Consider the following 12,859-nt stretch of genomic DNA (forward strand, 5'->3'; position numbering starts at 1 on the left):
GTTCACGGGTCGTCGGCGTCTTGACCGGTTCTGCAAGTCGTTGCAGGTCTGGCCGGGAACGTTGTCAGCCCCGCGGGGGTGGCAGGTAAGTTGCCTCGTCATGCGAGCACTTCGCCGGTTCACCGTCCGAGCCAGCCTGCCGGAGCCCCTGTCCGCGCTGAGCACGCTCGCCACCAACCTGCGCTGGACGTGGCACCCGCCCACGCAGGAACTCTTCTCCTCGATCGACTCCCGCGTCTGGTCCGAGGTCGGTGGCGATCCGCTGCGCCTGCTCTCCGTCGTCGACGCGGGGCGGCTGGAGTCCCTCGCGAGAGACGAGCAGTTCCTGCTCAGGCTCCACGCGCTGGCGTCCGACCTGGAGCGCTACGTCGGGGGGCCGCGCTGGTACCAGCGCAGGCAGGAGGAGATCGCCCAGCGCCGCGAGCACGGGGCGCCGGACACCCCGCTGCCGACGAGCGTCGCGTACTTCTCGATGGAGTTCGGCGTGCACGAGGCGCTGCCGAACTACTCGGGTGGTCTCGGAATCCTCGCCGGTGACCACCTCAAGGCCGCGAGCGACCTCGGGGTCCCGCTGATCGCGGTCGGCCTGCTCTACCGGTCCGGGTACTTCCGCCAGTCCCTGTCGCTCGACGGGTGGCAGATCGAGCACTACCCGGTGCTCGACCCGCGCGGGCTGCCGCTCGAGCTGCTGACCGAGCCGTCCGGGCTGCCGCTGCTGGTCCACGTGGCCATGCCCGGCGACCGGATGCTGCGCGCGAAGGTCTGGAAGGCGCAGGTCGGGCGCATCCCGCTGCTGCTGCTCGACTCGGACGTCGACCAGAACGACGAGGACCTGCGCGGCGTCACCGACCGGCTCTACGGCGGCGACCAGAACCACCGGATCCGCCAGGAGATCCTCGCCGGCATCGGCGGCGTGCGGGCCGTGCGGACGTTCTGCGAGCTCACCGGGCACCCGCAGCCCGAGGTGTTCCACACCAACGAGGGCCACGCGGGCTTCCTCGGCCTCGAGCGGATCCGCGAGTACATCACCAACGACGGCCTCGACTTCGACCAGGCGCTCACGGCCGCGCGCGCCGGTGCCGTGTTCACCACGCACACGCCGGTGCCCGCCGGCATCGACCGGTTCCCCGTCGACCTGGTCCAGCACTACTTCGGCGCCGAGAACCTGGTGCCCGGCGTGAACACGCAGCGGATCCTCGCGCTCGGCGCCGAGGACAACCCCGGCATGTTCAACATGGCCCACATGGGCCTGCGGCTCGCCCAGCGCGCCAACGGTGTGTCCAAACTGCACGGTGAGGTCAGCCGGGACATGTTCCGTGGCCTCTGGCCGGGCTTCGACGTCACCGAGGTGCCGATCGGCTCGGTCACCAACGGCGTGCACGGGCCCACGTGGGCGGCGACGGAGATGAGCAGGCTCCTCGGGGATTCCGAATCCGACGCGGTCGACAACAGGGCGGGCCTCGGCATCGGGGCGTTCGAGCCGGTCACCGACGCCGGGCTGTGGGAGCTGCGCAGCACGTTGCGCGGCCGCCTGGTCACCGAGGTGCGGCGCCGGCTGCGCGAGTCGTGGCTGCAGCGCGGCGCGTCGGCGCTGGAGCTGGGCTGGACCGACTCGGTGTTCGACCCGGACGTGCTGACCGTCGGGTTCGCCCGGCGCGTGCCGACGTACAAGCGCCTCACGCTGATGCTGCGCGACCCCGAGCGGCTGCGGTCGCTGCTGCTGCACCCCGAACGGCCCGTGCAGCTCGTGGTGGCGGGCAAGTCCCACCCGGCCGACGACGGCGGCAAGGCGCTGATCCAGCAGATCGTGCGCTACGCCGACGACGCGGGCGTGCGGCACCGGATCGTGTTCCTGCCGGACTACGACATGTCCATGGCCCGGTACCTGTACTGGGGCTGCGACGTGTGGCTGAACAACCCGATGCGCCCACTGGAGGCGTGCGGCACGTCCGGCATGAAGGCGGCGCTCAACGGCGGGCTCAACCTGTCCATCCGCGACGGCTGGTGGGACGAGCTCTACGACGGCTCGAACGGCTGGGCCATCCCGACCGCGGACGGCGTCACCGACCCGGTCCGCCGCGACGACCTGGAGGCCAACGCGCTGTACGACCTGCTCGGTTCGCAGGTCGCGCCGCTGTTCTACGACCGCGGCGAGGACGGCGTGCCGACCCGCTGGATGTCGATGGTCCGGCACACGCTGGCCTCGCTCGGGCCGGTCGTGCAGGCCTCCCGCATGGTCCGCGAGTACGTGGAGACCTACTACGCGCCGGCGGCCGCGTCCGCGCAGAACGTCGTCGGTGAGGGCTTCCGGGGCGCGAAGGAGCTGTCGTCGTACCGGCACCGGCTGCGCGCGTCGTGGACGCGCGTGCGGGTGCTCGACAGCGATCTCGTGCTCGGCGGCTCGTCGGTGCCCGTCCTCGGCGCGCCGGTCGTCGTGCGGGCGCGGGTCGAGCTCGCCGGGCTGGAGCCGTCCGAAGTGGACGTCCAGGTCGTGCTCGGCAAGGTGTCGCACGACTCCGACGAGCTCAAGGACATCGTGTCGGCGCCGATGAACTACGCGGGCAACGGCAACTACGAGGTCGAGGTGCCGCTGCCGCACGCGGGCGCGCTCGGCTACACCGTGCGCGTGCTGCCGCGGCACGACCTGCTCGCGACGCCGGCCGAGCTCGGCCGGGTCGTGCTGGCCGGCTGAGCGCCCGCCCGGATCGACGCAGGGCATCCAGTCCGCCTCCCGGAGACGGACTGGATGCCCTGATTCGTTCATCTTCTTCGTGCGCCGATCACTGCTGGTAACTCGTCGCAGGCGTGGGTTCGTCCCAGGGACTCGCTCGGTCGGATGACCCTTTCTACTGGCGGGTGAATTCGTGATCTCCGCTGGTAGGGCCCGGTGAGCGGGCTTACGCTTCGTCTCGGGGGAATGCACCGCACCAGGATTTTCCGTTGGTGTTCCCGGTGCGCTCAGGCGAATTTCGCTTCGGGGAAGAAGGTGGCCGTGAAGAAGGCGATTACCGCGCTCTCGCTCGTCGCAGCTCTGTTCACCGCGTCCTCGGTTCCGGCCGCCAGCGTGGCGCCCGCCGCACCGGAACCTCCCGCCGCCTGTGCGGCCCTGATGGCGGATTTCGCCGAGAAGCTCAAGAAGGCCGTCGCCGGTCTGGTGCCCACTCCGAACGTGGGCGCCGTGTCACCCCTGGTCGGCGACCTGCTCGGACTGATCGAGGCCATGCAGAACGCGGGGTGCCTGCCGGCACCCCCGGTGACCGCACCCGGCGCCCCGGCGCCGGGGAAGGCCGCCGAGCACACCGCGCCGGCCAACGAGTGCCTGTCGGCGGTGCTGAAGCTGATCTCGTCCGTCGCCGCCCTCGGCGGCGCGATCTTCAGCCCCCAACCGGATCCGGCGAAGGTGAAGGAGCTGCTGACGGCGCTGCTCAAGAGCGCCAACGAGCTGCTGGAGAAGTGCGGCCTGCAGGCACCGCCCGGCGGCCTTCCCCCGCTGCCGGCGGGGACCGGCTGATCACGGCGAGGGGCGGGAAGGGCCCGTCACCGCGACCGGTGACGGGCCCTTCTCCCGCGGGGGACCGGTCCGTCAGCTGATCTCCAGCCGGGCGCGGGTCGCCGCCACCCGAGGGCTCCAGCCCGCGAGCTCGTGCGCTTCGGCCGCGAACTCGCGGGCCTTCGCGTTGTCGCCGTCCGCCATCCACGCCCGCGCGATGGTGATCAGCTCCTCGGCCCGCCCCAGCGCGTTCTCGCTCGCCGCGGCCGCGTGGCCCGCGAGCTGCCTGGCCTTCGCGGTGTCGCCCTCGACCAGCGCCATGACGGCGAGCGTCCCGTTCGCCCGGTGCTTCGGGTAGCCGGCCGCGTAGGCGTCGTCGAGCATGCCGCGGGCCGTCTCCAGCCCGACCTCGGCGGGGAACTGCCCGGCTTCCACCGCCAGCGCGGTGATCCCGGCGGTGGTGGCCATGATCAGCGCCAGCTCGCGCGTGCCCAGGTCCTGCCGCCCGTTCAACGCGATCACGGTCTGCAGCGCGTCGAGGTACCGCTCGCGCGCGCACGACGTGACGACCTTGAGCCCGGCCACGGTGATCAGGTCCGGGTGGTCCCGCACCAGCTCGGCGTGGACCCGCTCGGCCTCGTCGAGGTCGCCGCGCTGGTAGGCGTCCATGCCCGCGAGGACGCGCGGCCGCGCCTCCAGCTCGGCCAGCCGACGGCCGGTGAGCCGCGGCAGCGCGAAGACGAACCAGCCGAGGCTCGTGTGTCCGGCCTGCTCGGCTGGCACCAACTGGAGCAGGAAGCAGGCCGTCGCGGCCAGTGCCAGACCCTTGCCGAACGCCGAACCGGTCGTGAGCCAGGCGGCCGCCGCGAGCGCCGCGCAGAGGGCGACCGCGACCGCTCCGGTGAGGACGGTCCTCCTGCGCACGCCCGGCTTCAGGCAGGTGATCCCGATCGTGGCGAGCACCGGGATGGTCCGCAGCACGACCCGCCGGTGCGTCAGCGTCCACGACCTGAGCTCACCGCCGATGCCGATGATCACGTGCGTGATGCGCAGTCCGAAGAGGACCGCGCCGAGCGCGAGACCCGCCTGGGCCGCGGTGAGTTCGAGGAGCAGGCCGACCAGTGCCCCGGCGAGGCCGACGTACCACTCGGGGAGGGTCCAGGCGATCGTCCCGGCCACCACCAGGACCGTCACGACGCCGCGCACAACTGTCACGATCTCCAGACGCTACCGGCGTGGTAGCGGTTCCACGCCTGGATCCCCCTGGCTGTTCGTGCGGCGGCTTGCGGGCCGCCCTCCTGGATGGGCTGTCGTTCGCACGGTGGCTCGCGAGCCGCCGTCCCAGATGGCAGGCCGTTCACACGGCGCGGTCTGCGACCACCGGCCAGGACCGGCAGGCCGCCCGCACGACGGCCTCCGAGGCGTCCTCCCGAACCCCCAGGCCGCTCACACAACAGCCTGCGAGCCGCCCTCCCGGACAGGCAGGCCGGCCGCCCGCCAGCCGCGGTACCCGCCGACGAGGTCGGTGGCGTTCGGCAGCCCGATCCGCTGCAGGTCCCGTGCCGCCAGCGAGGACGCCCAGCCCTCGTTGCACACGACCACGACGGTCGTGTCCGCCGTGAAGCCGGGCAGGCGCCAGTCGCCGGCCGGGTCGAGCCGCCACTCCAGCACGATCCGCTCGACCGCCACGGAGTTCTCGATCTCGCCTTCGGCCAGCCGGTCGTGGTGCGGCCGGATGTCGACGACCAGCGCGTCTTCCAGCGCGTGCAGCTCGTGCGGTTCCAGCCGCCTCAGGTGCGACCTGGCCTCGTCGAGGATGGAGTCGAGCGTGCTCACGGGCCCTCCTGGTCAGCCAGCCGGCGCAGTTCGGACAGGGGCAGCCGGTGCGCGGGCAGCGGCGGGATCGAGTCGGGGATGTCGAGCAACGACGCGTACTCGCGCGTCGGCACCAGTGGTGGCGAGTAGGCGTGCACGGTCGCGGCCGGTCCGTCGAACGGGTTCAGCACCTGGTGCGCGCGGCCGGAGCCGAAGCCCAGCGCGTCACCGGTCGTGCGCACGGCCGACCGGATCGGTCCCGCCGGGTAGCGGTAGTCCTCCCGCAGGCTGCCGCTCAGCACGGTGAACGACCCGGCCGAACCGCCGTGGTCGTGCGGCTCGGTGCCCTGGCCGGGCAGCCACGACAGCAGCCACAGCTCCACGCCCTCGGTCAGGCCCAGCCGGGCCCACCAGCGGCGGTCCGCCGAGTACTCGAGGATCGACAGCAGTCCCGTGGTCAGCTCGCTCGCCACGAACGAGGTGAGGTCGCGCAGCTCGCGCGGCGTCCACAGGGATCGGGACGGGTGGATCACGTCTCGCAGCAACCGGCTGTCCAGCGCCGGGTGCAGGTCGAACTGGTCCTGTCCAGAGATGTGTTCGGCAAACGTCGAAGTCACCGGCTCGCTCCTGAAGGCCACGTCGGTACGGGGTAGCGATCAAGACGCGACGCAGCGGACCAGCACGGATCGGCGCGGCGGCGGATCAGCGCATGCGTCGCGTCGGGCTACACCCGCACGACGCCACGAGAACGAGGTCGATGGTGCGGTCAGTCCAGCAATGAACCAGCACGTCGGTGATGGTGCCAGACCTCGTCGGAGAGTGGCTAGAGCGTCCACGGGGTGGTCTGGTGACTTCCCTCGAACGTGCCGGGCCCCGTCACCCCGGCGGCCAGCGCCTCCCACCCGTGCACGGGTGGGAGGCCCGGGCGACGTCAGCGCGGCAGGCGGAACAGCAGCAGCGAGCGCCCCTCCACCAGCAGCTTCGCCCGCGGCCGCAGTGCGCCGGGCGCGGCCGGTGACCCGTCCGCCGTCGACGTGTCCAGGAACGGCTCGTACGACGGGCCGTAGCGCTCGTGCGGCAGCGTCACGGTGATCGGGTCGGCACCGGCGTGCATCAGCAGCAGCCACGAGTCGTCCGACACCAGCTCGCCGTCCCGCGTGCGCGACAGGCAGTTGGAGCCGTCGATGAACATGCCGAGGGTGCGGCGGCCCTCGTCGAACCAGTCGGTCTCGGCCATCTCCTGGCCGTCCGGCCGGAACCACACGAGGTCCGGGTTGCCGCTGGGCGTCGTGCGGCCCTCGAAGAACTCGGGCTGGCGCAGCGCGGGGGAGGAGGCCCGCAGCTCGATCAGGCGCTGGGTGAACCCGAGCAGCGCCTTGCCGGCGTCGGTCTCGGTCCAGTCGACCCACGACACGTCGTTGTCGAGGCAGTAGGCGTTGTTGTTGCCGCCCTGGGTGCGCCACATCTCGTCGCCCGCGACCATCATCGGCGTGCCGGTGGACAGCAGCAGCGTCGCGAGCAGGTTGCGCGCCTGCTTGGCCCGCAGCCGGAGGATCTCCTGGTCGTCCGTCTCACCCTCGGCGCCGCAGTTCCACGACCGGTTGTCGTTCGTGCCGTCGCGGTTCTGCTCGCCGTTCTCCTCGTTGTGCTTGTCGTTGTACGACACCAGGTCGCGCAGGGTGAAGCCGTCGTGCGCGGTGATGAAGTTGATCGACTGCCACGGCCTGCGCAGGTCGTCCGCGTACAGGTCCGACGAGCCGGAGAGCCGGTAGGCGAGGTCGCGCACCGACGTGTGCCCGCGCCAGAAGTCGCGGACCGTGTCGCGGTAGCGGCCGTTCCACTCGGCCCACTGCACGCCGAAGTCGCCGACGCGGTACCCGTCGCCCGTGGCGTCCCACGGCTCGGCGATCAGCTTGGCGCGGCACAGCACCGGGTCGGTGGTGATGGCCGTGAGCAGCGCCGAGTCGCGGTCGAAGAACCCGCCGCCCGGCCTGCCCATCGTCGAGGCGAGGTCGAACCGGAAGCCGTCCACGCCCATCTCGTCCGCCCAGTACCGCAGCGAGTCGGTGACCAGCCGCACGACCTGCGGCGACCCCGCGTCGAGGGTGTTGCCGCACCCGGTGATGTCGACCGTGCTGCCGCCGCCCGCGTGCAGGTAGTAGCCCGGCGCGTCGAACCCGCGGAAGCAGAGCGTCGGCCCGCCCGGTCCGCCCTCGCACGTGTGGTTGTAGACGACGTCGATGAGCACCTCGATGTTCGCCGCGTGCAGGGCGGCGACCATCGTGCGGAACTCCTGCACCTCGTTGCCGGGCTCGCTCGCGTACGCGGCGTGCGGCGCGAAGTAGCCGAGCGGGGAGTAGCCCCAGTAGTTGCACGAGCCCCTGCTCAGCAGCGACGGCTCGTCCTGGAACGCCTGCACCGGCAGCAGCTCGACCGTGGTGACGCCGAGCCGCGCGAGGTGCTCGATCGCCGCCGGGTGGGCGAGCCCGAGGTAGGTGCCGCGCAGCCGCTCCGGGATGTCCGGGTGCTTCTTCGTGAAGCCCTTGACGTGCATCTCGTAGATCACGGCCTCCTCGAACGGCACCTCGGGCTTCACGCCCGTGTCCGCGCCGCCCGGTGAGCTCACGACGCTCAGCGGCACGCTGCCGAGCGAGTCGACCGCCGACGGCGGCCCGTGCATCGGGTCGCCGACGTAGCCGAGCGAGGCCTCCAGGTCCGTGATCTTCCCGGTGATCTGCCGCGCGTACGGGTCGACCAGCAGCTTCGCCGGGTTGCACCGCAGCCCGCGCCCCGCGTCGTACGGCCCGTGGACCCGGAAGCCGTACTTCTGCCCCGGCGTCACGCCGGGGACGAGGCCGTGCCACACGCCGAACGTCCGTTCGGTGAGCTCGACCCGTTTCTCGGCGCCGTCCTCGTCGATCAGGCAGACCTCCACCGCGTCGGCGACGTGGGACGTCACCGCGAACCGGACACCACCCGCCTCGGCGTGTGCCCCCAGCGGGAACGGCCGGCCTGCCAGCACCTCGGACTCGGGTCGCGTAGCCATGCCTCTGATCTTGGCATCCACCACCGACAAAAAACTTGAGAGTTCACACAGGCGGCGCAGCGCCCGCGCGGATCCCGTGGGCCACCCCGATGGAGGACCCGCCGGTGGTCGTTCGGAACAATGGAGCCGTGGCGGACGTCGACGTGACAGATCTGGTCGTGCACATGGCGGGCGTATCGGTCCGTCGAGGGAAGAACACGCTGGTCGGCAACATCGACTGGAGCGTGGAGCTGGACGAGCGCTGGGTGGTCCTCGGCCCGAACGGGGCCGGCAAGACGACCCTGCTGCGGCTCGCCAGCGCGGAGCTGCACCCGACCAGGGGCAAGGTCCACCTGCTGGGTGAACGCCTGGGCAAGACCGACGTCCAGGAGCTCAAGCCCCGGATCGGCCTGTGCTCCGCGGCGCTCAACGGCCGCGTGCCCGCCGACGAGAAGGTCGTCGACGTGGTCGTGTCCGCCGGGTACGCCGTGCTGGGCCGGTGGCGCGAGGAGTACGGCGCGCAGGACACGGACCGGGCCCGCGAGCTGCTCGGCACGCTCGGCATCGAGCACCTCGCCGACCGCCTCTACGGCACGCTGAGCGAGGGCGAGCGCAAGCGCACGCTGATCGCCCGCGCGCTGATGACCGACCCGGAGATGCTGCTGCTCGACGAACCCGCCGCCGGCCTCGACCTGGGTGGCCGCGAGGACCTGGTGGCGAAGCTCTCCGAGCTCGCCCTCGACCCGGACGCGCCCGCGATGGTGCTGGTCACGCACCACGTCGAGGAGATCCCGCCCGGCTTCACGCACGCGCTGCTGCTGCGCGAGGGCTCGATCGTCGCCCAGGGCCTGCTGGAGGACACCCTCACCGAGGAGAACCTCTCGAAGACGTTCGGCCAGGACCTCGAACTGCAGAAGGCCGGGGACCGCTTCTTCGCCCGCCGCAAGGTCTGACAAGCTACTGCCGGGTAACGTGACATCGCCGTCGCGACAACTTTTGGAGGGCTGCGTGGCTGAGTTCGTGAGGCTCGAGGTCGAGGACGGGATCGGCACGATCCGGCTGGAACGGCCGCCGATGAACGCCCTGAACCGGCAGGTGCAGACCGAGCTCCAGGCCGCCGCCAAGGAGGCCTCCGAGCGGTCGGACGTCTACGCGGTCGTCGTGTACGGCGGCGAGAAGGTCTTCGCGGCCGGCGCGGACGTCAAGGAGTTCGCGCAGATCTCCCACGCCGAGATGACGCTGCGCGCCAAGGGCCTGTCCGACGCGCTCGGCGCGCTGGCCTCCGTGCCCAAGCCGACCGTCGCCGCGATCACGGGCTACGCGCTCGGCGGCGGTTTCGAGGTCGCCCTGAGCTGCGACCGCCGCATCGCGGGCGACAACGCGAAGGTCGGCCAGCCGGAGATCCTGCTCGGCCTGATCCCCGGCGGTGGCGGCACGCAGCGCCTCGCCAGGCTGATCGGTCCGGCCAAGACCAAGGACCTGCTCTACACCGGCCGCTTCGTCGGCGCCCAGGAGGCGCTCGAGATCGGCATGGTCGACGAGGTCGTCGCGCCGGACGACGTGTACGCGGCCGCGGTGCGCTGGGCCAAGCAGTTCGTGAACGGGCCGGTGCTCGCGCTCGCCGCGACGAAGGCGGCCGTGGACGGCGGTCTCGACACCGACCTGGAGTCGGGGCTGAAGCTCGAGAGCCATCTCTTCGCGGCCCTGTTCGCGACCGAGGACAAGAAGGCGGGCGTCGAGTCGTTCATCGCGAACGGGCCCGGAAAGGCGAAGTTCAGTGGCAACTGACCCGGCACCCAACCCGCACGCCACCGCGGAAGAGGTCGAGGCGGCCTACAAGGACGCCAAGCTCGCGAACGTCCTCTACCACGACTGGGAAGCGGGCACGTACGACGAGAAGTGGTCGATCTCCTACGACGACCGCTGCATCACCTACGCCGTCGACCGCTTCCGCGCCGCCGCAGGTGACACCGGCCCGTACGAGCACGCGCTGGAGCTGGGCTGCGGCACGGGCTTCTTCCTGCTGAACCTCATGCAGGGCGACGTGATCAAGAAGGGCTCGGTCACCGACCTCTCGCCCGGCATGGTCGAGGTCGCGCTGCGCAACGCCGAGCACCTGGGGCTCGACGTGGACGGCCGGGTCGCCGACGCCGAGCGGATCCCGTACGACGACAACACGTTCGACCTCGTCGTCGGCCACGCCGTGCTGCACCACATCCCGGACGTGGAAGCGGCGATGCGCGAGGTGCTGCGCGTGCTGAAGCCGGGCGGCAGGTTCGTGTTCGCGGGCGACCCGACGAACATCGGCAACTTCTACGCCCGCAAGCTCGGCCAGGCGACGTGGTGGCTGACCACCAACATCACCAAGGCCGTGCCCGCGCTGGGCGGGTGGCGCCGTCCGCAGGAGGAGCTCGACGAGTCCTCGCGCGCGGCCGCGCTGGAGGCCGTGGTCGACCTGCACACGTTCGACCCGGACCAGCTCGAGGCCACGGCTCGCCGGGCGGGCGCGGTGGCCGTCCGCGCGGTGACCGACGAGCTGTCCGCCGCGCTGTTCGGCTGGCCGGTGCGCACGTTCGAGGCCGCCGTGCCGCGGGAGAAGCTGGGCTTCGGCTGGGCGATGTTCGCCTACCGCACCTGGCAGAACCTCTCATGGGTGGACCAGAACGTGCTGTCGAAGGTCCTGCCGCGCGAGGTCTTCTACAACGTGTCGATCACCGGCGAGAAGTCTTCCTGATCCGGTGTACGCGTTCACCTCGGACGACGTGGCGTTCCTGCGGTCCGCCGCCGGAGCCGCCGCGCTGGCCGAGGTGGACGCGTTGCCGTTCTCCGACGCCTCCCGCCTGCACGACGTCGGGGTGGCCCGCAAGCTGCTCGGGCCGTCTTCCGCCCCGGTCGTGGAAACGGTGCTGCTGCGGCGCCGTGCGGCGGCCAAGCTGGACTCCGCCGGGTCGTGGCTCTTCACCGACGACGCCCTGCAGCAGGCCACCGCGTCCGCGATCGCCCGCCACCGCGCCGCGCGGTTCGCCGGTCGCGACGTCCACGACGTCACCTGCTCCATCGGCGCGGACCTGCACGCCCTGAGCGCGGTCGCCGCCCGGTGCGTCGGTTCCGACCTCGACCCGGTGCGGCTCGCCATGGCGCGCAACAACGTTCCTGGTCAGCTCGTCGTCAGGGCCGATGCGCTGCGCCCGGTGTCGCGGGGGACGGCCGTCACCGCCGACCCCGCTCGTCGTGACTCCTCCGGCCGCCGGAAGTGGCACCCCGCGGACTTCGTGCCGCCGCTCGACTCGCTGGCCGAGGTCTACGCGGATGTCGACCTCGCGGTGAAGTGCGCTCCCGGCATCGACTTCGCCGTCGCGCCGTGGGCGGACGAGATCGAGGTCGTGTCCCTGGACGGCGCGGTCCGCGAGGCCTGCCTGTGGACGCGGGGGCTGGCCACCGCGGGGGTGTCGCGCCGCGCCTCGGTGCTGTCGGGCTCCGGCTCGTGGACCCTGACGGACGCGGAACCCGACGACTGCCCCGTCGCCGCGCCCGGCGAGTGGATCGTCGACCCGGACGGCGCGGTCGTGCGCGCCGGTCTGGTGCGGCACTACGCGGCCCGGCACGGCCTGTGGCAGCTCGACGAACGCATCGCGTACTTGAGCGGCTCCACGCCTCCGCCCGGCATCCGGGCGTTCCGCGTGCTCGAGCACGGCCACTACGCGGAGAAGGCCCTGAGGGCGCTGCTCAAGACCCGTGGCGTCGGCCGGCTGGAGATCCTGGTGCGTGGCCTGGACGTCGACCCGAACACGTTGCGCAAACGCCTCAAGCTCTCCGGTCCCGGTGATGCCACGGTCGTGCTCACGCGCGTCGGCTCACGGCCGGTCTTCCTGCTGTGCCAGGCTGAGCGCACCTAGCACCAGGTCGAGCCGGGCCTCGTGGTGGTCAGGCCGCAGCCTCTTGCCGTGCGTGAGCGTGGCGATGCCGTGCAGCGCGCTCCAGAACACCTCGGTCAGCGTTTCCGGATCCCGGTCTCCCGCGACGGGTTCGACCGCCGCGAGCAGCTCGCCGAACGCGTCGGCCAGCTCCTGCGGCGCCTCTGGTGTGCCGAACGGGATGTCGACCTGCTGCACGAACATCGCGTCGTAGAGGGCAGGCCTGTCCCGCGCGAACTCGAGGTAGGTCTCCGCCGCGGCCCGCAGCCGCGACCTGCCCCGGATGGCGCGGGCCTTCCTGAGCTGCCGGGCCAGTTCTCCCGCCCCCTGCACCGCCACCGCGCGCACGATCGCGTCCTTGCCCTTGAAGTGGCTGTAGAGCACCGGCTGGCTGTACTCGACCTTCTCCGCGAGCCGCCGGGTGGTGACCGCGTCCCAGCCTTCCTCCTCGGCCAGTTCGCGAGCAGCGTCGATGATCAACTGATGGCGTTCCGCGCGTTCGCGTTCACGCCGGTTCTGGATGCTCACCCGCTGAATCTAGCACTGCTAGACATTCGAGCACCGATCCTGTTAGCGTCGCTCCTGTCGCTAGCAACGCTAGATAGGTGTGGAGGG

General features: G+C 71.6%; 11 protein-coding genes. 6 read left to right on the top strand and 5 right to left on the bottom strand.

Annotated features, from left to right (window positions below):
• Positions 1 to 100 precede the first annotated feature (100 nt).
• Both glgP and BMW88_RS24390 read left to right on the top strand, forming a co-directional pair.
• The gene (glgP, locus tag BMW88_RS24385; RefSeq protein ID WP_089954306.1) at positions 101 to 2,692 is read left to right on the top strand and encodes an alpha-glucan family phosphorylase; all 2,592 of its coding nucleotides are present in this window, start codon (positions 101 to 103) and stop codon (positions 2,690 to 2,692) included.
• Positions 2,693 to 2,992: 300 nt separating this feature from the next.
• The gene (locus tag BMW88_RS24390; protein ID WP_143116221.1) at positions 2,993 to 3,511 is read left to right on the top strand and encodes a hypothetical protein; all 519 of its coding nucleotides are present in this window, start codon (positions 2,993 to 2,995) and stop codon (positions 3,509 to 3,511) included.
• Positions 3,512 to 3,583: 72 nt separating this feature from the next.
• On the opposite strand, the gene BMW88_RS24395 is transcribed toward BMW88_RS24390, so the two are convergent.
• The 4 genes from BMW88_RS24395 to glgX all read right to left on the bottom strand — a co-directional run bounded on the left by BMW88_RS24395 (position 3,584) and on the right by glgX (position 8,351).
• Positions 3,584 to 4,705 carry a hypothetical protein gene (locus BMW88_RS24395; protein ID WP_143116222.1) on the bottom strand — a complete coding sequence of 374 codons (1,122 nt, stop codon included), beginning with the start codon at positions 4,703 to 4,705 and terminating at the stop codon, positions 3,584 to 3,586.
• A 231-nt stretch (positions 4,706 to 4,936) separates the two neighbouring features.
• Complete coding sequence (locus BMW88_RS24400; protein WP_089954315.1) at positions 4,937 to 5,326, bottom strand: rhodanese-like domain-containing protein; 390 nt, start codon at positions 5,324 to 5,326, stop codon at positions 4,937 to 4,939.
• Positions 5,323 to 5,922 (bottom strand): cysteine dioxygenase, encoded by a 600-nt coding sequence (locus BMW88_RS24405; RefSeq protein WP_245778021.1) that lies wholly within the window; start codon positions 5,920 to 5,922, stop codon positions 5,323 to 5,325. The genes BMW88_RS24400 and BMW88_RS24405 overlap by 4 nt, the downstream gene beginning before the upstream one ends.
• A gap of 314 nt (positions 5,923 to 6,236) precedes the next feature.
• Positions 6,237 to 8,351 (bottom strand): glycogen debranching protein GlgX, encoded by a 2,115-nt coding sequence (glgX, locus tag BMW88_RS24410; protein ID WP_089954317.1) that lies wholly within the window; start codon positions 8,349 to 8,351, stop codon positions 6,237 to 6,239.
• An 89-nt stretch (positions 8,352 to 8,440) separates the two neighbouring features.
• Between glgX and BMW88_RS24415 the strand changes: the two genes are divergently transcribed.
• Genes BMW88_RS24415 through BMW88_RS24430 form a run of 4 tightly spaced genes read left to right on the top strand, consistent with a single transcriptional unit; the run spans position 8,441 to position 12,226 of the window.
• The gene (locus tag BMW88_RS24415) at positions 8,441 to 9,283 is read left to right on the top strand and encodes an ABC transporter ATP-binding protein (RefSeq protein ID WP_089954320.1); all 843 of its coding nucleotides are present in this window, start codon (positions 8,441 to 8,443) and stop codon (positions 9,281 to 9,283) included.
• A 55-nt stretch (positions 9,284 to 9,338) separates the two neighbouring features.
• Positions 9,339 to 10,118 carry an enoyl-CoA hydratase/isomerase family protein gene (locus BMW88_RS24420; RefSeq protein ID WP_089954727.1) on the top strand — a complete coding sequence of 260 codons (780 nt, stop codon included), beginning with the start codon at positions 9,339 to 9,341 and terminating at the stop codon, positions 10,116 to 10,118.
• Positions 10,108 to 11,064: a class I SAM-dependent methyltransferase gene (locus BMW88_RS24425; protein WP_089954324.1), complete on the top strand. Its 957-nt coding sequence runs from the start codon at positions 10,108 to 10,110 to the stop codon at positions 11,062 to 11,064. Before BMW88_RS24420 ends, BMW88_RS24425 begins: the two co-directional genes overlap by 11 nt.
• 4 nt (positions 11,065 to 11,068) lie before the next feature.
• A complete protein-coding gene (locus BMW88_RS24430) occupies positions 11,069 to 12,226 on the top strand; it encodes a THUMP-like domain-containing protein (RefSeq protein ID WP_089954327.1) in 1,158 nt (385 codons plus the stop codon).
• Here the strand turns inward: BMW88_RS24430 and BMW88_RS24435 are convergent.
• Positions 12,185 to 12,772: a TetR/AcrR family transcriptional regulator gene (locus BMW88_RS24435; RefSeq protein ID WP_089954329.1), complete on the bottom strand. Its 588-nt coding sequence runs from the start codon at positions 12,770 to 12,772 to the stop codon at positions 12,185 to 12,187. The genes BMW88_RS24430 and BMW88_RS24435 overlap by 42 nt on opposite strands.
• Between the last annotated feature and the right edge of the window lie 87 nt (positions 12,773 to 12,859).

Source organism: Lentzea xinjiangensis, from assembly GCF_900110955.1.
GTDB classification, from domain to species: Bacteria; Actinomycetota; Actinomycetes; order Mycobacteriales; family Pseudonocardiaceae; genus Lentzea; species Lentzea xinjiangensis.